Annotated in this window: 20 protein-coding genes and 1 pseudogene; 9 read left to right on the top strand and 12 right to left on the bottom strand. The window is 61.3% G+C overall.

What is annotated here, in order from left to right:
• Positions 1 to 2 precede the first annotated feature (2 nt).
• Positions 3 to 518 (bottom strand): HvfX family Cu-binding RiPP maturation protein, encoded by a 516-nt coding sequence (locus IF199_RS18055; RefSeq protein WP_192558296.1) that lies wholly within the window; start codon positions 516 to 518, stop codon positions 3 to 5.
• Between the two features lie 57 nt (positions 519 to 575).
• On the bottom strand, positions 576 to 779 hold the full coding sequence (locus IF199_RS18050) for an HvfA family oxazolone/thioamide-modified RiPP metallophore (protein WP_192558295.1): 204 nt from the start codon (positions 777 to 779) through the stop codon (positions 576 to 578).
• A gap of 241 nt (positions 780 to 1,020) precedes the next feature.
• Here IF199_RS18050 and glsB point away from each other — a divergent pair, with 241 nt between their 5' ends.
• Both glsB and IF199_RS18040 read left to right on the top strand, forming a co-directional pair.
• Positions 1,021 to 1,929, top strand: coding sequence for a glutaminase B (gene glsB / locus IF199_RS18045; RefSeq protein ID WP_085711458.1), 909 nt, complete (start codon positions 1,021 to 1,023; stop codon positions 1,927 to 1,929).
• A gap of 69 nt (positions 1,930 to 1,998) precedes the next feature.
• Complete coding sequence (locus IF199_RS18040) at positions 1,999 to 3,501, top strand: aldehyde dehydrogenase family protein (protein WP_192558294.1); 1,503 nt, start codon at positions 1,999 to 2,001, stop codon at positions 3,499 to 3,501.
• Between the two features lie 47 nt (positions 3,502 to 3,548).
• On the opposite strand, the gene IF199_RS18035 is transcribed toward IF199_RS18040, so the two are convergent.
• The 4 genes from IF199_RS18035 to cynS form a co-directional block, all read right to left on the bottom strand.
• Positions 3,549 to 4,322 (bottom strand): alpha/beta fold hydrolase, encoded by a 774-nt coding sequence (locus tag IF199_RS18035; RefSeq protein WP_192558293.1) that lies wholly within the window; start codon positions 4,320 to 4,322, stop codon positions 3,549 to 3,551.
• Positions 4,323 to 4,493: 171 nt separating this feature from the next.
• Complete coding sequence (locus tag IF199_RS18030; RefSeq protein WP_096820182.1) at positions 4,494 to 5,153, bottom strand: carbonic anhydrase; 660 nt, start codon at positions 5,151 to 5,153, stop codon at positions 4,494 to 4,496.
• Positions 5,154 to 5,164: 11 nt separating this feature from the next.
• Complete coding sequence (locus tag IF199_RS18025; protein WP_096820181.1) at positions 5,165 to 5,401, bottom strand: DUF2790 domain-containing protein; 237 nt, start codon at positions 5,399 to 5,401, stop codon at positions 5,165 to 5,167.
• Positions 5,402 to 5,485: 84 nt separating this feature from the next.
• Complete coding sequence (gene cynS, locus IF199_RS18020; RefSeq protein ID WP_192558292.1) at positions 5,486 to 5,950, bottom strand: cyanase; 465 nt, start codon at positions 5,948 to 5,950, stop codon at positions 5,486 to 5,488.
• 120 nt (positions 5,951 to 6,070) lie between these two features.
• Between cynS and cynR the strand changes: the two genes are divergently transcribed.
• The gene (cynR, locus tag IF199_RS18015) at positions 6,071 to 6,949 is read left to right on the top strand and encodes a transcriptional regulator CynR (RefSeq protein WP_192558291.1); all 879 of its coding nucleotides are present in this window, start codon (positions 6,071 to 6,073) and stop codon (positions 6,947 to 6,949) included.
• A 74-nt stretch (positions 6,950 to 7,023) separates the two neighbouring features.
• Here the strand turns inward: cynR and IF199_RS18010 are convergent, their stop codons facing one another.
• From IF199_RS18010 to IF199_RS17995, 4 genes are all read right to left on the bottom strand, one after another.
• On the bottom strand, positions 7,024 to 7,353 hold the full coding sequence (locus IF199_RS18010; protein ID WP_096820179.1) for a hypothetical protein: 330 nt from the start codon (positions 7,351 to 7,353) through the stop codon (positions 7,024 to 7,026).
• 175 nt (positions 7,354 to 7,528) lie between these two features.
• Positions 7,529 to 7,819, bottom strand: a complete 291-nt coding sequence (locus IF199_RS18005) for a hypothetical protein (RefSeq protein ID WP_176504837.1) — start codon at positions 7,817 to 7,819, stop codon at positions 7,529 to 7,531.
• Between the two features lie 45 nt (positions 7,820 to 7,864).
• Entirely contained in the window at positions 7,865 to 8,368 is a 504-nt protein-coding gene (locus IF199_RS18000) for a GNAT family N-acetyltransferase (RefSeq protein ID WP_096820177.1), read from the bottom strand.
• Positions 8,369 to 8,415: 47 nt separating this feature from the next.
• Entirely contained in the window at positions 8,416 to 10,359 is a 1,944-nt protein-coding gene (locus IF199_RS17995) for a DNA topoisomerase III (RefSeq protein ID WP_192558290.1), read from the bottom strand.
• A 279-nt stretch (positions 10,360 to 10,638) separates the two neighbouring features.
• Here IF199_RS17995 and IF199_RS17990 point away from each other — a divergent pair, with 279 nt between their 5' ends.
• Together IF199_RS17990 and IF199_RS17985 are read left to right on the top strand one after the other, a co-directional pair.
• Positions 10,639 to 12,045 carry a serralysin family metalloprotease gene (locus IF199_RS17990; protein WP_192558289.1) on the top strand — a complete coding sequence of 469 codons (1,407 nt, stop codon included), beginning with the start codon at positions 10,639 to 10,641 and terminating at the stop codon, positions 12,043 to 12,045.
• A gap of 137 nt (positions 12,046 to 12,182) precedes the next feature.
• On the top strand, positions 12,183 to 12,551 hold the full coding sequence (locus tag IF199_RS17985; protein WP_096820174.1) for a DUF427 domain-containing protein: 369 nt from the start codon (positions 12,183 to 12,185) through the stop codon (positions 12,549 to 12,551).
• A 50-nt stretch (positions 12,552 to 12,601) separates the two neighbouring features.
• Here IF199_RS17985 and IF199_RS17980 read toward each other — a convergent pair whose 3' ends face one another.
• The gene (locus IF199_RS17980; protein WP_192558288.1) at positions 12,602 to 14,224 is read right to left on the bottom strand and encodes an MFS transporter; all 1,623 of its coding nucleotides are present in this window, start codon (positions 14,222 to 14,224) and stop codon (positions 12,602 to 12,604) included.
• An 80-nt stretch (positions 14,225 to 14,304) separates the two neighbouring features.
• The gene (locus IF199_RS17975) at positions 14,305 to 15,954 is read right to left on the bottom strand and encodes a GMC family oxidoreductase (RefSeq protein ID WP_192558287.1); all 1,650 of its coding nucleotides are present in this window, start codon (positions 15,952 to 15,954) and stop codon (positions 14,305 to 14,307) included.
• Positions 15,955 to 16,087: 133 nt separating this feature from the next.
• On the opposite strand from IF199_RS17975, the gene IF199_RS17970 reads away from it, so the two are divergent.
• The 4 genes and pseudogenes from IF199_RS17970 to IF199_RS17955 all read left to right on the top strand — a co-directional run bounded on the left by IF199_RS17970 (position 16,088) and on the right by IF199_RS17955 (position 19,586).
• Positions 16,088 to 16,975 carry a LysR family transcriptional regulator gene (locus tag IF199_RS17970; protein ID WP_192558286.1) on the top strand — a complete coding sequence of 296 codons (888 nt, stop codon included), beginning with the start codon at positions 16,088 to 16,090 and terminating at the stop codon, positions 16,973 to 16,975.
• A 99-nt stretch (positions 16,976 to 17,074) separates the two neighbouring features.
• A pseudogene (locus tag IF199_RS17965) lies at positions 17,075 to 18,326 on the top strand (MFS transporter).
• 70 nt (positions 18,327 to 18,396) lie between these two features.
• Positions 18,397 to 19,266 carry a tetratricopeptide repeat protein gene (locus IF199_RS17960; protein WP_192558285.1) on the top strand — a complete coding sequence of 290 codons (870 nt, stop codon included), beginning with the start codon at positions 18,397 to 18,399 and terminating at the stop codon, positions 19,264 to 19,266.
• Between the two features lie 104 nt (positions 19,267 to 19,370).
• Positions 19,371 to 19,586 carry a DUF4287 domain-containing protein gene (locus IF199_RS17955; protein ID WP_096820167.1) on the top strand — a complete coding sequence of 72 codons (216 nt, stop codon included), beginning with the start codon at positions 19,371 to 19,373 and terminating at the stop codon, positions 19,584 to 19,586.

The raw sequence follows: 19,586 nt of genomic DNA, 5'->3' as shown, positions 1-19,586 counted from the left end.
CCTCAGCGGCTGGCGCGTTTCCAGAAAAAACGCGCCAGCCACGCATCCACACTCAATTTGCCGGCCCCGGCAAACACCAACGGCACCAGCGCAGCCAGGTAAATCGCCGGCAGCTTGAAGTTGCCGAAGCCCTTGTTGGTGATCGCGTAGCCCTGCGCCAGTTCGCTCAACGACGACCAGTCTGCCGGCCAGTGCACGGCGGCGGTGGCGACGACCGTCACCACGATCAGCGAAATGGCCGAGATCCGCGTGCCGAGTCCGATCAGGATCGCCAGCGCGCAGATCAGCTCGGCCCACATCGACAGCTCCCAGTTCAGCGTCGCCGGCAAGTGATCGAAGGGAAACGGGAAACGGTCCTGAATGTCTTCGAACCAGTTCTGGCCGTTGAATTTCTCCAGGCCCGATTCGAAAAACTCCCAGGCGATGAACAGGCGCAGGGTCAGCGGCGCCAGCCATTGGCCTGCGCGGTCGAGGTTCAGGTGCAGGCCTTTGATGGCCGTCGAGAGAGCAGTGGTCATGGGATGGCTCCGTTCAATCAAGGGAAAACGGGACACCGGCGTGCCCCGTGAAGAGGGTTATTCGCCGGCACCGCACTTACCTTCGCCGCATTTGCCTTCCGAGGTTTTTTCCGGGGTGTCGGCCTGGGCCTGGGTCTGGCTGTAGCCGTGATCCAATTGCTTGACGCTGAACGCTTCAGATGCCGAAGCGGCGTTGGACAGGGCCAGGCCACCGGCAAGCAGCAGGCCGAGCGTCATGGAGGTTTTCGAGAGTTTGGTCATGGTGAATCTCCGATGCGATGTGTGAGTTCAAAGGCTTGATCGGGGCTGCCGATCGACAGGTTCATTTGAACGTCGGGCTGTATCGGTGATGTGTCGCGAACGGGGGGATTTGTGCTCGTGGTGTGTCCGTCGCCGCGTCGTATACAGTGCGATACACAAACGCGGTGTGATTCGGCTGGCGGGCGCAGCGTCTAGCCACGGTGTCCCCGCAATCCCATGGGGCGAGACTTCGAGACCCGGCATGCAAGCGCTGTTGAACGAGATCCTTGACGCTGTCCGGCCCTTGATCGGGCAGGGCAAGGTGGCTGACTACATTCCCGCCCTCGGCACCGTGCCGCCCGATCAACTGGGCATCGCGGTGTACGGCAACGACGGCGAGATGTATTGCGCCGGCGATGCCGAGACACTGTTCTCGGTGCAGAGTATTTCCAAGGTGTTCAGCCTGGTGCAGGCCATCGAACACTCCGGCGAGGCGATCTGGGAACGCCTGGGCCACGAGCCGTCCGGCCAGCCGTTCAACTCGCTGGTGCAACTGGAATTCGAACGCGGCCGCCCGCGCAATCCGTTCATCAACGCCGGAGCACTGGTGATCTGCGACATCAACCAGTCGCGCTTCGCGGCGCCGGCCTTGTCGATGCGCGACTTCGTGCGACGGCTGTCGGGCAATCCCCAAGTGATGGTCGACGGCAAGGTCGCCGATTCCGAATACCAGCACCGCGCACGCAATGCGGCGATGGCTTACCTGATGCAGTCCTTCGGCAACTTCCACAACGACGTCGAAGCGGTGCTGCGCAGCTACTTCAGCCACTGCGCGTTGCGCATGAGCTGCATCGACCTGGCCCGGGCGTTCTGCTTCCTGGCCAACGACGGCTATTGCAAGCACAGCGGCGAACAGATCCTCACTCGCCGTCAGACCCAGCAAGTCAACTCGATCATGGCCACCAGCGGCCTGTACGACGAGGCCGGCAACTTCGCCTACCGTGTCGGTTTGCCGGGCAAGAGCGGTGTCGGTGGCGGCATCGTTGCCGTAGTGCCGGGGCAATTCACGGTGTGCGTGTGGTCGCCTGAACTCAACGCAGCGGGCAACTCGCTGGCGGGCATGGCGGCGCTGGAAATGCTCAGTTCGCGGATCGGCTGGTCGGTGTTCTGAGCCTGTGTTGCTTTGAGGCAGGGCAACCTATACATTTTCCGGCCGCCCTCAATATGGTGAATCCGCTCCATGTCTCTCGCGCTCGAACGTCTCGTCGCTGGCACGCCCATCCCTTTCGCCGGTAACCGCGTCACCGTGGTCAGCCCCGAACTGGCCGAGCGTTTCCGACCCGGCGACCACCTGTTGGTGGAGCAGGTGAGTGGCGAGTTGTTGCTGATTCCGGTGGTGGATCAGCAGGCGGCTTCGGTGGCGATCGAGCGTGCAGCGGCGGCGTTTACTGCGTTGTCTGCTGTGTCGGACGAAGACATCAGCCGTTTCTTCGATCTGTTTGCCCAACGCCTGGAAAACCCGGACGCCTGGGCGCTGATCGAAACCGCCAACCTCGCTGACATCGAACGGGCCAAGGCACGCGGTCGTTCGACCACTCGTTTGCTCGCCGACGAGCGCATGCGCCGCGACATGATCGCCGGCCTGCGCGCCTGGCGTGATGCGCCGGCCACGCGCGGCAAGGTTATCAGCAGCGTCGAACACGACGGCTGGAAGGTCGAGCAAGTGGTGTCGCCGCTGGGCATCGTCGCGTTTGTGTTCGAAGGCCGGCCGAACGTCTTCGCCGACGCAGCTGGCGTACTGCGCACCGGCAACACCGCCGTGCTGCGCATTGGCAGCGATGCGTTGGGCACCGCACAAGCCATCGTCACCCACGCCTTGAACCCGGCGCTCGCCGATGCCGGTCTGCCGGCGGGTGCGGTGTCGCTGGTCGAGAGCGTCAACCACGCCGCCGGTTGGGCGATGTTCGCCGACCGGCGTCTGTCGCTGGCGGTGGCCCGTGGTTCGGGCCGTGCGGTCAGCCAGTTGGGCAGCATCGCCCAGCAGGCCGGCACCGCCGTCAGCCTGCACGGCACCGGTGGCGCGTGGCTGATCGCCGATCGCGATGCCGACGCCAAACGCTTCGCCGCTGTGGTACGTAACTCGCTGGATCGCAAGGTCTGCAACACCCTTAACGTCTGCCTGATCCAGCGCGAGCGTGCCGCTGAACTGGTGCCGTTGTTCCTCGACGCGTTGCAGCAGGCCGGCACCGCGCGCGGTCAGGGCTGCAAATTGCACATCGTCGAAGGCAGCGAAAGCTACCTGCCGAGCGACTGGCAGAACGCGACGGTCGAGGTCTATCGCGCCGAGGGTTACCAGACCGAAGCCCTGGCCGAGCCATTGCCGGAAGCGCAACTGGGCCGCGAGTGGGAATGGGAAGAAACCCCGGAAACCAGCCTGATGATCGTCGACGATCTGGATCAGGCCATTGCGCTGTTCAACCGCTACAGCCCGCAGTTCACGGTGTCGCTGATCAGCGAGGACGCGGCGGTCCAGGAGCGTTTCTACAGCGCGGTCAATGCGCCGTTCGTGGGCAACGGGATTACCCGTTGGGTCGACGGCCAGTACGCGCTGAACAAGCCGGAACTGGGGCTTTCGAACTGGGAGAGCGGACGGTTGTTCGCCCGCAGCGCGATTCTTTCCGGAGACGGTGTGTTCACCGTGCGCAGCCGCATGACCCAGGTCGATCTGGGCGTAAAACGCTAAAACCAAAACGCCGCGCCTGTCGCAATGACAGGCGCGGCGTTGTTGTTTCACTTGGCGGTGGCGGCGGATTCGATCAGGCTGGCCACGGTTTTCGGATTCGACACCATCACCACATGGGACGCGCCTTTGACCACCACGGTCTGTCTGGCGTGCGCCCGTTCGGCCATGAACGCCATCGCTTGCGGCGGGATGTTCTTGTCCTTGTCGCCGTACACGAACCACGACGGAATCGTTTTCCATGCGGGCTCGCTGGCTGCCTCGTTCAGCGCGGCCTCGGTGACCGGGCGCTGGGTGGCGGCCATCAGTTTTGCGTCAGCGTTCGGAACATCGGCGGCAAACTGGTCGTGGAACTTGTCCTGCTGGATGTACAGATCCTTGCCGCCATCCTTCAGGGTAACGGGCGGCGCGAGAGTCGGGCCGAGGGTGCTTCCGGGGAATTTGCCGGCTAGTCCGGCCACGGTTTCACCGGCTTCGGGCGCCAGTGCCGCGACATACACCAGCGCCTTGACGTTGGCGTTGCCGTACGCGGCTTCACTGATCACCGGCCCGCCATAGGAGTGGCCGACCAGCACCACAGGCGACTTGATTCCGGCCAGCACGTCGGCGACTGATTGCGCATCGCCCTTGAGCGTACGCAGCGGGTTGGCCGCCGCGATCACCGGATAACCGTCCTTTTCCAGAATCTTCACCACACCGTTCCAGCTGCTGGAATCGGCAAAGGCTCCGTGCACCAGCACCACGGTGGGTTTCTCGGCGGCCATCGCCGAGGTGGCGCCGGCCATGGCGGCGGCAAGGGCCAGTCCTGCAAACAGCTTGTTCATCGAATGTTCCTTGTGTCGGGAGGAGGGATGCAGCATCAGGGCTTATTCAAGGCGCACGCTGTATCGCTGATGTGTCCGCCTCCCGGTGCGGGTGCATGGAACTGTGTCTGGCAGGGCGCTGGCTACACGCTGATACAAAGCAAACGCCCCGGCAGGTGCGGGGCGTTCGGTTCAGGCGGCATCGACCGTTTGGCCATACACCGCGCACGTCGATGGTTGCTCGGCCAGCGAGACGAAGGTGCGGCGGTCGGCGCTCAAGGCATCGATGGAGCCGGTCTCGATGTCGTACACCCAGCCGTGCAGGTTCAGCAGGCCTTTCTCCTGGGCCAGACGCACGCTCGGGTGGGTCTGAATGTTCGCCAGTTGGGCGATCACGTTTTCGCGCACCATCGAACTCAGCTTGGCCGCGTCATTGGCGTGTGGCCGCGATTCGTTGACCACTTTCGCTGACTCGGCATGTTGCAGCCAGCCGCTGACGGCGGGCAGGTGATCCATGCATTTGCACTGGGCGATGGCAGTCATGGCGCCGCAATCGGAGTGGCCGCAGATCACGATGTCGGTCACGCCAAGCACGGCCACCGCGTATTCCACCGTCGCCGAAACTCCACCCGGGTGCGGGCTGTAGGACGGCACGATATTGCCGGCGTTGCGGATCACGAACAGCTCGCCGGGTTCTTGTTGGGTCAGCAGTTCCGGAATTACACGGCTGTCGGAGCAAGTGATGAACAAGGTGCCCGGGGTTTGGGTAGTCGCCAGGTATTTGAACAGTTCAGTGCGTTGCGGAAAGGCTTCGCTCTGGAACTTCAGGAATCCTTCGATCAGGTTTTTCATGGTGTGTCCTCTCAGTTGGAGCAGCCAGTGCCGAACTCGCTGTATTGAAGAATGTGTTTTGCGCCGTGACTGTCGAGGTAGGTCATCTCGACCGGCACTACGCCGCAGACGTCGGCGACCGGGGTGATGCTCACGACCTGCGCGATGTCCAGTTGCATGCCGTAGCGGTAGGCGACAGCTTCTTCACTGGCCTGGGCTTGAGCGCAAAGGCCGGCGAGCAGGGCCAGGGACAACAGAATTTTTTGCATGGGGCAGCCTCCAGACGGATGTGGTGACGACTTGGCAATTCAGGTTTGGGCGGGCCCGCACGCGGGGTGCGGGCTCGGGATGGATCAGAACGGACGCAGCGGGAGGAACTTGCCGTCGAGGGTGACCACGGCGCGGGAGCCGCCTTCAGGGTCTTCGACTTTCTTGATGTCGAGCTTGAAGTTGATCGCGCTGATGATGCCGTCGCCGAATTGTTCGTGAACCAGTGCCTTCAGGGTGGTGCCGTAGATCTGGATCATTTCGTGGAAGCGGTAGATGGTCGGGTCGGTCGGCACACCATCGAGGCTGCCGCGCAGCGGGATGATTTGCAGGGCGGCGACGTCTTCGACGCTCAGTTCAAGCTTGTCACCGACCACTTCAGCGGCGGCTTTTGGCAGCGGGTGTTGGCCGAGGAGGGCGGCGGTGACGTAGGCCAGGCTCAGGCCGGTGCCGTCGGCCAGGTCCTGCCACGACAGGTTTTTCTGTGCCTTGGCATCCAGGGCGCGAGTGGTCAGGGCGATGCGGCTGTCGTTGTAGGCTTGAGATTGCATGGTGTTTCTCCTTTCGGGGTTGGCTTGCTGTGTGGGGTTCATCTTCTGCCGATTGATCAATAGCGTCCAAGACCGATATACAATGCAAAGCATAAGTACTGCCTATAGATGGAGAGCCCCATGCTGCTGCGACATTTGCGTTACCTGCTGGCCGTGGCCGATCACGGCGGCTTCACCCGGGCAGCCGAGGCGCTGCACGTGTCGCAGCCAACCCTGTCGCAACAGATCCGCCAGTTGGAGGAAAGCCTCGGTGTGGATCTGTTCGACCGCACCTCGCGTTCGGTCAAACCCACTGATGCCGGCCAGGCCTACATCGAATGCGCACGACGGGTGCTGGTGGAGCTGGAGGCGGGCAAGCGCGCGTTGCATGACGTGAAGGATCTGTCCCGAGGCTCGCTGCGTTTGGCCATGACCCCGACCTTCATGGCGTATCTGGTGGGGCCGTTGGTGCGCGATTACGTGGCGCGGTATCCGGGGATTCACCTGGAGATTTTCGAGTTGTCGATGGATGACATCGAGGCCGGGCTGGCGGATGACTCGCTGGATATCGCGATTGCCTTCACCCCGGTGCGCAGCCCGGACATTGAATGCATTCCGGCGTTTGTCGAGACGCTGGGCGTGATGGTCGGGCGTGAACATCCGTTGTATGACAGTGCTGCAGTGCTGACGTCGGATGATATTGCGCAACTGGATTTCGCTCTGTTGGCGCCGGACTTCATCACGCGGCTGTCGATTGACGAGTATTTCCGTCAGCACGGCATCACGCCCAAGGTGCAGATCGAGGTGAACTCGGTGAGTACGTTGCTGGAAGTGATCCGGCATGCGCCGATTGCGACCATGTTGCCGGAGGCGATTGCGACGGAGGATCGGGCGTTGCGCCGGTTGCGGGTCGAAAGTGAGGCACCGCAACGAGGGGCGGCGTTGTTGCGGCGCAAGAACAATTATCACAGTGCGGCGGCGGTGGCGTTCATGGAGATGGTGTTGGAAAACCGTTCATGAACATTGCGGGTGATCAATAAAAAAGGGCCTGCTCCTTATCGGAAGCAGGCCCTTTTGTTTATTGAAGTTAGAACTCAGTAGAACCGATCAATCACCCGAACTTCGTTGTTGTTCTGCATCGAGTCCCACGCCTGTTTCAGCGTTTGCAGAACATTACCGATGAAGTCCTTGTCGGCCGCGGCTTTCTTGCCGACATAGCCGTGGCCGCGGCGGTACATCTTCAGGCGGGCCAGCAGGTTCTGGTTGTTCCGGTCGAACTCGTCTTCACCAGCATGGGGCGACAGGCAGTCGATATGCACCTGACCCGACTTGCTGATCCACAGAATATGGCTGTCGTGGCTGTCTTTTTGCGCAGCGAACATACGAGCCAGTTCTTCGATAGTTGGTTGATTGTTCAGATTCATGATTTTGCCCCTTGACCAGTCTGGTGATCTTTCAAAGTTGATTCGCTAATACAGGTAGCCCATCGGTTAGTTGATCCCTGGCACCGAAACCAGGACGTCAGCGGTCGCCCGTGTGAAGTACGGGGTCATGCATCTGTTGCATGTAGTCGTGTTGAATAACTGCTACGCAATAGCGTCACAACGAGGAGAAGCAGCGAAAACCGGGAGGCTCCTTGACGACGTTTTCAGGGTCGACCACAAGCGTCTTGAGAATTTTCGCCAGCGCTTCTCGTCCTTGTACTGGACGTTCAGGCCAGGTCAGCTTCTTCAATCTGCCTTGTGGGCAGCGTGTATCCGGAAAAAACAGCTCGGCGGTCAGACGAGCTTGCTCAAGCGTGTTGCCAGTGCTCCCGATCGGGGAGACGTCTGCATCATGCAAAAGCAAAACGACGCCGTCAACGGTTTTGTAGTGATTATTTTTAGTCACTACATATTGTCGGACAAAGTCATTATGGAATGAGAAAAGGGCCGTTCAGGCAGCGTGGGAAGGGCTGCGCAGGCAGTAGAACGTGCAGGGATAACCGTCTACGGTTTTCTGCTGGCGAGTGAAGTCGCCGCCGCTCACCTCAGGGATGACCCTGGCCCAGAACCGCTGCGCAGGCAGGTTGGCGTCGACATGGAAAATCTGCCATTGACCAGGCAGATGGCTCAAGAGGGCAGAGGCGACAAACTGCGCGACGCCTTGGCCACGCCAGCGCCGGCTGACGAAGAAATAGCCGATGTTGTAATCGGCGCCTTCGATGAGAAGGTGGTCATCGACGGTCACGAACCCCGCCAGTTCGCCGTCGACGTGAATCAGGAATGGCCGGGTTGCCGGTTGGCGCCAGTAATCGTCCTTCAACTGGATCGGGAAGAAACCATGCCCGCCCAGCTTCAGCGGCAGCCATTCGCTGAAGTCGTAGGTGTAGAACTGCATCAGGTTTTCGAGGGTGTCCAGTTCGTCGCGCCGGGCGACGCGCAGTTCGATGACAGACATGTCGCTGGCTCCTGACAATCACAGCAGAAACAGTAGCGCGCAGCGGGCTATTTGGCTGCCGGTTTCGTCGTACGTTTGCTGGTGCCGGTGGTTTTGCGCCGAGTGGTCTTGCGCTTGTTCTTCCACGGTGCAGCGGCTTTGCCGGCAGGGGGCGGGCCGCTGATGGTCAGGCTCAGGCCGGCACAACGGGTCACTTGCTTGCTCATCCACGCGGCCTGTTTGGTGACGAACTCTTCCAGACTCATCTCGCCGCTCTGCACCATGTCCAGCGCCTGTTCCCAGATCGCCGTGGTGCCGGGGTCGGCAATCGCTCGCGGCACCGCGTCGATCAGGCTGAACGCGGCGGGCGTGGCGGCGAGGGCCTTGCCGTTTTTCACCAGATAACCACGATCCAGCAGGCCTTGAATGATCGAAGCGCGGGTGGCTTCGGTGCCGATGCCGGTGGTGTCCTTGAGTTTTTGCTTGAGCAGCGGGTCTTCTACCAGTTTGGCGACGTTTTTCATCGCCTTGATCAGATCGCCTTCGGTGTAGGGCTTGGGTGGCTGCGTCCACAAGTCTTTGAGCTTCACGTCAGCGATAGCGCACTCGGCGCCCTGGGTCAGCGTCGGCAGGGTTTGCGGGGCAGGGGCTTCACGACCCTTGGCCGGGGCCAGTGCTTCCGGTAGTGCGCGTTTCCATCCCGGCTCGATGATCTGCTTGCCGACGGCACGCAAGGCTTCACCGGCGCAATCGAAATCGGCCTGAGTGCGGTCGTATTCATGATTGGGCAGGAACTGCGCCAGATACCGCGCACGAATCAGCGTGTAGACCGCGCGGTGCTTGCCGGTCAGGCGTTCGAGATTCTTCGCGGCGGCGGTGGGAATGATGCCGTGGTGGGCGCTGACCTTGGCGTCGTTCCAGGCGCGAGAGCGGCGCTGTGGCTCCAGATGTTCGCGCAAGGCGTCGAGGCTCGGGTCGGCTTGGCGCAGCGCCGCGAGAATCCCCGGCGCCTCGCTGTGCTGGCTCACGGGCAGGTAGCCGCAATCGCTGCGCGGGTAGGTGATGACTTTGTAGGTTTCGTAGAGGGCCTGGGCGATGTCGAGGGTTTCCTGGGCGCCGAGGCCGAGCTTCTTCGAGCAGACTTCCTGCAAGGTGCCGAGATCGAAGGGCAGAGGCGCCACTTCGCGCATGCGCTCGGTGCGCAGCTTGATCACCCGGGCGCTGGCGGCGCTGCTGATTGCGGCGGCCGCTTGCTGGGCGAGAGCCTGATTGAGGCAGCGATCCTGATCGTCACAGGCATCGTTTGGCGCACGCCATTGCGCCGTGAACGCCGTGCCGTCCTGCAGCAGTTGCACATCGATGGCCCAGTACGCCACCGGCACGAAGTCAGCGATGCTGCGGTCGCGATCCACCACCAGCCGCAGGGTCGGCGTCTGCACCCGGCCCACCGGCAACACGCCTTGATAGCCGGATTGCCGGCCAAGCAGGGTGAACAGGCGACTCATGTTCATCCCGATCAGCCAGTCTGCTCGTGAGCGCCCCAATGCCGAGTGATAGAGGCTGAAGGTTTCAGCGCCCGGCTTCAGAGCCGCCAAAGCCTTGCGGATCGATGCTTCGTCCAGCGCCGACAGCCACAAGCGGCGGATCGGCCCGCGATAGCGGCAATGTTCCACCAGTTCCCGGGCGATCATCTCGCCTTCGCGGTCGGCGTCGGTGGCGATGATCAGTTCGCTGGCCTCGCCGAGCAGGCGTTTGACTGCCTTGTACTGGCTGGCAGTGCGCGGCTTGACGGTCATTTTCCACTTGTCCGGGATGATCGGCAGGTCCGCCAGCACCCAGCGCTTGTAGCGTGCGTCGTAGGCATCCGGCGGGGCAGTTTCCAGCAAGTGGCCGATGCACCAGGTCACCGTGACGTCCGTTCCCAGCCAGCAGCCATCGCCTCGGCGCCTGGCGCCCAGCACGGCCGCAATATCCTTGGCCTGGGAAGGTTTTTCACAGAGGTACAACCGCATAACCACCGTCGTCGATCATTGCCCGAAGAGGCGCACAGAATGGCCTGACTCGGGCGAAGGGGCAACTTTTATCTGTATGGATATACAGATAAAAGGATTGCCGGTCATGACAGCCGTCGCCGGGGCAATCGGGGACGCTATCGAGAAATTGATTAGCGCCCCCCTTGGCGGCTGTGGCAGGTTCAATCTGCCTCAACAGGGCGAGTGACAGGACGATCTCGCCAGAAGATCGCCGTTTTTCTGTCTGACACTGACCATTTAGAAACAAGGACGTACACCATGTCTCAACCTTCCTCTCAGGCCACCAGCGCCTTCACCGCGGTCGACACTTTCAGCCACCTGTATGACCGTGGCACCGGGACCGTCAACGGCAAGCCGTCGTTCACCGCCGACCAGGCCGCCGACGAAATCCTGCGCAAGGGCATGTCGTGGCAAGACAAGAACGCTGACGGCAAGATTGATCTGACCTACACGTTCCTGACCGACAAACCGTCGAACTACAACCCGAAACTCGGCAACTTCAGCGAGTTCAGCGCTCAGCAGAAAGACCAGGCCATCCTGTCGATGCAATCGTGGTCGGACGTGGCCAAAGTCACTTTCACCGAGGGCAAGGGCGGCGACGGTCACATGACCTTCGGCAACTACGACGTCAGCACCGGCGGCGCGGCGTTTGCCTACCTGCCGCAGGGCAGCAGCTACGACGGCCAGTCGTGGTATCTGATCAACGATAAGTACCAGGTCAACAAGACCCCGGACACCAACAACTACGGGCGCCAGACCCTGACCCACGAAATCGGCCACACCCTCGGCCTGTCGCACCCGGGCGCCTACAACGCCGGCAATGGCAACCCGACCTACGGCGACGCCAAGTACGCCGAAGACACCCGTGGCTACAGCCTGATGAGCTACTGGAGCGAAGCCAACACCGACCAGAACTTCAGCAAGGACGGCAGCGGCGCCTACGCCTCCGCACCGTTGCTGGACGACATCGTCGCCGTGCAGAAACTCTACGGTGCCAACCTGGAAACCCGTGCCGACGACACCGTGTACGGCTTCAACTCCAACGCCGACCGCGACTACTACAGCGCTACTTCGGACACCTCCAAAGTGGTGTTCTCGGTGTGGGACGGCGGCGGCAACGACACCCTGGACTTCTCCGGCTTCAGCCAGAACCAGAAGATCAACCTCAACGAAGGTTCGTTCTCCGACGTCGGCGGCCTGGTGGGCAACGTCTCCATCGCGTATGGCGTGACCGTTGAAAACGCGGTGGGCGGCTCGGGCAATGACCTGCTGATCGGCAACGCGGCGGCCAACGACCTGATTGGCGGTGCCGGCAACGACATCATCTACGGCGGTGGCGGTGGTGATTCGCTGTGGGGCGGTGAAGGCGCAGACACCTTCGTGTTCGGCGCTGCCAGCGATTCGACCATGACCGCGCCGGACTGGATCATGGATTTCACCAGTGGCCTGGACAAGATCGACCTGTCGGGCATCGCCGGTTTTGCCACGGGGGCGGCCACTCTGAACTTCGTCAGCGGCTTTACCGGGCACGCGGGTGACGCGATCCTCACTTACTTCGAACAGACCAACCAGACCAGCCTGATGATCGACCTGACGGGCCAGGGTTCGGTGGACTTCGCAGTGGGTGTTGTGGGGCAGGCCGTGGCGACCGATATCGTCGCCTGATCTGAAACCGGAAAACCGCAGCCTTCGCCGGCTGCGGTTTTTTTATGGGCGGAAAACCGTTCGGCTGCGAACCCGACGAGATCCGGCGGCATGGGTTATACCTGAAACGCTCCCTTCGCTGCAGTCAGGAGAAACCGATGAAAACCTCCGGTCCCAGTCCCGTCATCACCATCGCCGAGCAGCCAGGCTGCCTGCTGGTGAAGTTCCATGGCATACAAGTCGCCGCCTCCGCCCGAGCATTGGTGCTGCTCGAGGCCAACTACCCGCCGGTCTACTACATCCCCCGCGAAGACATCGACGAAAAATACTTCGCTCGCACCGACCACACGAGTTATTGCCCGTACAAGGGCGACGCCAATTATTTCAGTCTGCAAGTGCCCGGGCATGAGGGGGCGAACGCGGTGTGGACGTACGAACATCCGAAGATTTCGGTCAGCCAGATCAAGGATTACGTTGCGTTCTATCCCGATCAGGTGAAGTTTGAATTGCTGGAGGCGGAGGTCTGAGATTCAGTGCGGTGGCGAGGGTGTGAACCCCTCGCCACACTGATCAAGGATCAGTTCTTGTCCAGATCGATATTCTTCGTCTCACGCAAGCAAATCATTCCCACCACCAGGCTCACCCCGGTAATCAGCACCGGGTACCACAGTCCATAGAAAATATCCCCGGTGTACACCACCAGCGCAAACGACACGGTCGGCAGGAAACCGCCGAACCAGCCGTTGCCGATGTGGTACGGGAGGGACATCGAGGTGTAGCGGATGCGGGTCGGGAACAGTTCAACCATCAGTGCTGCGAGCGGGCCGTAGCACATGGCGGAGATGATGATCAGGGCTACGATCAGGGCCACGATCATCGGCTTGTTGATCTGTTGCAGGTCAGCCTGTTGCGGGTAGCCGGCGAGGGTGATCGCACCGCGCAGTGATGCCTCGTCGAAGCCATCGAGTTTGACGTCGCCGACGCTCACTTGCACCGCGCTGCCCGCCGGGGCGGCGACGCTGGAGTAGGGCAGGCCTTGCTTGACCAGGAAGGTCTTGACCTTGTCGCAGGGGCTGTCGAATTTGGCCTTGCCCACCGGGTCGAACTGGAAGGTGCAGGTGGCCGGATCCGCCACCACGGTGATCGGCGCCTGTTGGCTGGCGTGGTCGATGGCCGGGTTGGCGTAGTGGGCCAGGGATTTGAAGATCGGGAAGTACAGCGCCGTGGCCAGCAGCAGACCGAGCATCAGCACCGGTTTGCGCCCGACCTTGTCCGACAGCCAGCCGAAAATGATGAAGAACGGCGCGCCGATCACCACGCTGATGATCAGCAGACTGTTGGCCACCGCCGGGTCCATTTTCAGGAACTGGGTGAGGAAGAACAGCACGTAGAACTGCGCGGCGTAGAAGGTCACCGCTTGCCCGGCGTTGATGCTGAACAGGGCGATCAGCACGACTTTGAGGTTTTCCCATTTACCGAAGGATTCGCGGATCGGCGCCTTGCTGGCCTTGCCTTCCTCTTTCATCTTCAGATAGGCCGGCGACTCGTGCAGGCTCAGGCGAATCCAGGTGGAAATCCCCAGCAGTACGATCGACAGCAGGAACGGAATGCGCCAGCCCCAGACTTCGAACTGATCGCCAGTGAAGTAACGGCAACCGAGTACCACCAGTAGCGACAGCAGCAGACCGAGGGTCGCGGTGGATTGAATCCAGCTGGTGTGGAAACCGCGTTTGCCGATGGGCGCGTGTTCTGCCACGTAAGTCGCGGCGCCGCCGTACTCGCCGCCGAGGGCCAGGCCCTGAAGCATGCGCAGCCCCACGAGAATGATCGGCGCGGCGATGCCGATGCTGGCGTAGGTTGGCAGCAGACCCACGGCGAACGTCGCTACGCCCATCAGGATGATGGTCGCAAGGAAGGTGTATTTGCGCCCGATCATGTCCCCCAACCGACCGAACACCAGCGCCCCGAACGGCCGCACGATGAAGCCTGCGGCAAACGCCATCAACGCGAAGATGAATGCCGTGGTGTCGTTGACCCCGGCAAAGAACTGCTTGCTGATCACCGCCGCCAGGGCGCCGTAGAGAAAGAAGTCATACCACTCGAACACCGTCCCCAGGGACGAGGCGAAGATGACCTTTCGGGTATCGGGGCTGGCGTCCGTGCTGCGCACGGCGTCCAGAGACTGAACGTGTTCTGACATATCGGTATCCCTCACAGTGATTGTTTTTGTTGTTCCACTGTCGGCGCCGACCTCGTGGGCTGGCGCCGCTATTCCTTTGGTCAAGAGAGTGCGGGCAATGCTTTTTCTTCGGCGGCAAAACTCCGGGCGGTTGGGTTGAGGATCAGCTGTGCCGCTTTTTCGGCAATCATCAGCGTAGGCGAACAGGTGTTGCCCGAGGTAATGCGCGGCATGATCGACGCATCGGCAATCCGCAGACCGGGCACACCGTGCACGCGCAATTGCGCATCGACCACCGCGTTCGCGTCATTGCCCATGCGACAGGTGCCGACCGGGTGAAAAATCGTCGTGCCGATCTTCGCCGCCGCTTCGTGCAGTTGTTCTTCGGTTTGCAGGCTGGCGCCGGGCAGGTATTCCACCGGGTTGAAGGCTTGCAGGGCCGGGGCGCTGACGATGCGTCGGGTCAGGCGAATCGCATCGGCGGCCACGCGCAGGTCTTCGGGATGGCTCAGGTAATTGGGCTGGATCAGCGGCGCTTCCTGAGGATCGGCGGAGCGGATCTCGATTCGGCCCCGGCTCTGCGGACGCAAATCACACACCGACGCGGTGAACGCGGGGAAGCTGTGCAACGGCTCGCCAAAGCGCTCCAGCGACAGCGGCTGCACGTGGTATTCGAGATTGGCCGAGGTCTGTTCCGGCCCCGAGCGGGCAAACGCGCCCAACTGACTCGGCGCCATCGACAACGGCCCGCTGCGGTCATACATATAGCGCAGGCCCATGCCCATCTTGCCCCACACGCTGCCGGCGATCTGGTTGAGGGTGCGGGCATTTTCCAGTTTGTAGATCAGCCGCAGTTGCAGGTGGTCCTGCAGATTGCCGCCGACGCCCGGCAGTTCATGCACCACGCCGATCCCGAGCTTTTCCAGCAGCGGGCGCGGCCCGATCCCGGAGCGTTGCAGAATGCTCGGCGAGCCCACGGAACCTGCGCACAACACGATCTCCTTGCGCGCCTTGAAGCGCTTTTCCTGACCTTGCCAACGTGCGCTGACCCTTGAGGCGCGACCGTCCTCGAACAGCACGCGATCCACCTCGACGTCGGTCAACACCGTGAGATTGGCCCGATCGCGAATCGGCTTCAGAAACGCCTTCGCCGCATTCCAGCGCACCCCGGCCTTCTGATTGACCTGAAAGTAACCGCAACCCTCGTTGTCGCCCTGATTGAAGTCATCGATGCTGGCGATGCCGCTCTGTTCGGCAGCGCTGCGAAACGCATCGAGAATCGGCCATGACAGGCGCTGGCGTTCGACCCGCCATTCACCCTGGTCGCCATGGAAATCCGCCGCGCCAGCAAAGTGGTTTTCGCTCTGTTTGAACAGCGGCAGCACGTCATTCCAGGACCAGCCCGGATTGCCCTCGGCGGCCCAGCCGTCGTAGTCGTTGGCCTGGCCGCGCATGTAGATCATGCCGTTGATCGACGAACAGCCACCCAGCACCTTGCCGCGCGGATAACTCAGCGCGCGGCCGTTAAGGCCTGGTTGTTCTTCAGTCTTGAAGCACCAGTCGGTGCGGGGGTTGCCGATGCAGAACAGGTAACCCACGGGGATGTGGATCCACGGATAGTTGTCGCGGCCGCCGGCCTCCAGCAGCAACACGCGCTGCTGAGCATCGGCCGACAGCCGATTGGCCAGCAAACACCCGGCCGGCCCGGCGCCGACCACGATGTAATCGAATTCATCGAGGGAAGTCTGCATTCCCTGACCTCGCTTATTGTTTTTGTTGTCAGTCATCCTAGTTGTTAGCTTTCGTCAAAAGAATGTTAGTTTTTGCGCAGCCGCTGTGCGTTTTCAAACAGCGCTTTCTGACGATAGCCGACAAGGACAAGCCATGTTCGACTGGAACGACCTGCGGTTCTTTCTCGAGTTGCAACGCAGCGGCCGCTTGCTCACGGCTGCCCGCCGCTTGAACACCACGCACGCCACCGTTGCCCGGCATATCGAGGCCATCGAAAAAAGCCTCGGCACCGCGCTGTTCGTCCAGCACGCCCAAGGCTACGAAATGACTCCGGCGGGGGAAGCACTGCTCAAACATGCCGAAGCGATGGAAAACGTCGCGCTGCTGGCTCAGGAAGAAATCACCCAGTCCACCGCGCCGCTGGGCAAGATCCGCGTCGGTGTCACCGAAGGCTTGGGCATCATGTTTCTCGCCAGTCGCATGATCGGGCTGTTCGAACGCTATCCAGGGTTGGAAGTGGAACTGGTGGCGGTGCCGCGCTTCGTCAGCATCCTCAACCGCGAAGCGGAAATCAGTATTCACCTGGAACGGCCGGCGGCGGACATGCTCGTCACCCGCAAACTCACCGATTACCGGCTCGCGCTCTATGCCAGCCGCGCTTACCTCGACAATGCGCCGCCGCTGCGCAGTCGCGAGGATCTTGGCCGGCATGCGTGGATCGGCTACGTCGACGATCTGCTGTTCAGTCAGGAACTGATGTTTCTCAACAGCTTCTGTCGCAATCCGCGCGTGGTGTTTCACAGCACCAGCGTGATCGCCCAGCAGCAGGCGGCACGTTCGGGGTTGGGGATTGCGGTGCTTCCTTGCTACATGGCAGCTGCGGATCCGGATCTGGTGGCGCTGTTGCCGGATGAGAGTATCGAGCGCAGTTACTGGATCAGCACGCGGCGGGAGTTGCACAAGTCGGTGCGGTTGCGGGTGGTTTGGGATTACGTGGTGGGGTTGTGTGAAGGCGAGCGCGAGTTGTTGATGGGGCAATAACGGACGGCTGTTTCATGCAACTAAAACACCCGGCAAAAGGTCATTCGAATGGCGGAGGTTGAGTCATCACGCAGAACCTCGACAACGAAGACGCTTCCCGTGGCTACTCACCTCGATCGCCGCAATAATCTGTCCCTCGACAGCCTGAACTTCTTCCTCGCCGACGTGCGTGACGGGCTCGGCCCCTATCTGGCGATTTATCTGCTGGCGGTTCACCACTGGGAGCCGGCGAGCATTGGTCTGGTCATGACGATTGCCGGGATCGCCGCGCTCATCACGCAGACCCCGGCAGGCGCGCTGGTCGACAGCACACGCTTCAAACGAGCGCTGATAGCGATTGCCGCGCTGGTGGTGACCGGAAGCTGCCTGCTGCTGCCGTTCGTGACGTCATTTACCCTGGTGGCCGTGACGCAAGCCATCAGTGCCGTTGCCGCTTCGATCTTCGCCCCCGCCATCTGCGCAATCACCCTCGGCATTACCGGGCCTCGCGCTTTCACGCGAAGGACCGGGCGAAACGAAACCTTCAACCACGCCGGCAACGCCTGCGCCGCACTGCTGGCCGGTTTGTCTGCGTACCTGTTCGGCCCGGTTGCCGTATTTTATCTGATGGCGGTCATGGCGCTGGCCAGTGTGATTGCCGTCTCGTTCGTATCGGCCGATGCCATTGATCACGATCTCGCCCGAGGTCTTTCACCCAGCGAAACGGGGCAGGGCAAGCAGCCTTCGGGGCTTTCCGTGTTGCTCATCAACAGACCGCTGCTGATGTTCGCGATTTGCTGTGCGCTGTTTCATCTGGCGAACGCGGCGATGTTGCCGCTGGTGAGTCAGAAACTGGCGCAAGCCAATCTGCAGATGGCCACGCCGCTCACGTCCGCCTGCATTGTTGCGGCGCAAATGGTGATGGTGCCGGTCGCGTTGCTGGTGGGCGCAAAGGCCGATCTGTGGGGGCGCAAGCCGTTGCTGTTGGCGGGGTTTCTGATCCTGCCGTTACGTGGGGGGTTGTATGTGCTGTCGAACGATCCGTGGTGGCTGGTTTCAGTGCAGTTACTCGATGGCGTCGGCGCGGGGATTTTCGGGGCGCTGTTTCCGGTGGTGGTGAAAGACCTGACGCTGGGGACCGGGCATTTCAATGTCAGCCTGGGGGGCGATTTCGACAGTGTTTGGTCTGGGTGCGGCGTTGAGCAACAGCCTGGCGGGGTTTGTGGTTCAGGAAGCAGGGTACAGCGCTGCGTTTCTGACATTGGCGGCGGTGGCGATGGCGGCGCTGGTGCTGCTTTGGGTGGCGGTACCGGAGACAGTGCAGCGGTCTGGTGTTGAATCAACCCGGCAGCCGAGTGCCGTCGTACTCTGATCTCTGATCCGGGTTCAATTTCTCAAAAAAGCGGCCGATGGAGTTCGCATACCTTCAACGGACCGACTCCATGAACAAGGCTGTTGCTTTAATGGCTCTGGTGACCCTCGTCGCTGGCTGTAAAACCACCCCGCCAACACTCCAGGAACAGAGCTTGACCGGCATGCGATGCCGGATATTCGCCACGACAAAAGACATCTCCAGAGACTGGGTCGAATACATCCGCGAGGCCAGCGACAACGGTAATCCGCAATGCCAGATTGCGCTTGGCGTGCTGTATGAGTTTGGCCGTGGGCTGCCGCAAGATGTTCATAAGGCCAAAGCTATTTATGAGCTTGTTGCTGCGCACGATACCGCCGGCTACGAGCAACTCGCGCGAATGGCGGAAGAGGGCAGCGGTCAAGTGGCAGACGCTAGTGAAGCGCGACGACTGTATCAGCGAGTGCAACCTGGCAGTGCGTACAGTGATGCCCGGCTGGCGCGCTTGATGGAGGAGGGCAAAGGTGGCCCACAGGATCTGTCCGGTGCAATGACGCACTACCTGAATGCCAGCCGATATGTCGGCGACACCTCATGGGAAGGCGTTCAGCGAGTTCGTGCTCAAGGTCTGGCCATGACAGCCGAGCAGGTCGAGCGCTACAACACAATCTGGTATGAGAGTACCGGCAACAGCCTCTCCGGAACGGTGGGCGACATGGAGTTTGCCCTTAAGAAACAGATCAAACCTGGTTCCGCCAATAAACCCGTCACGCTGGAAATCAAAGGCAAACCCGGCTCGCTGGTGCCTGAAATCATATTGGTCGAGAGTTCGGGAAACGCCGCTGTCGATCAAGCCGTGCTCGAGGCCTTTGGCAATTACCGCTTCCCCGCCGAGCCGATAATGAAGGCTGGACAAGAGTCCTGGTCATCAAAACTTTCCGTCAGGGCAGGTTTGAACTGAGACAACCGGGCGCACTTGCCGGGCCAGCGTTTGGCGTCCAATCTATCGCTCGACGACAAGGAGCGTTATCCGACACTCCGTCGTGATCCCAGGGAGCTTGCAGCATGAGCGAAGACGCAAAAGTGAAAGGCCCGGCATCCTACTTTCCTTCAATCGAAAAGAAGTACGGCCAGCCCATCGATCACTGGCTGAAGCTTCTCGCCAGTATCACCGACAAAAAACACATGGAACTGGTCGCCTGGCTCAAGACCGAGCACGGCATGGGCCATGGGCATGCGAACGCGCTGGTCGCCCATCATCTGGCAAGCGGCAAAAAGTGA

The organism is Pseudomonas allokribbensis (assembly GCF_014863605.1).
In the GTDB taxonomy this organism is placed as follows: Bacteria; Pseudomonadota; Gammaproteobacteria; order Pseudomonadales; family Pseudomonadaceae; genus Aquipseudomonas; species Aquipseudomonas allokribbensis.
Note: the sequence above shows the minus strand (reverse complement) of the source record. Positions and strands in the feature narration are given on the sequence as shown.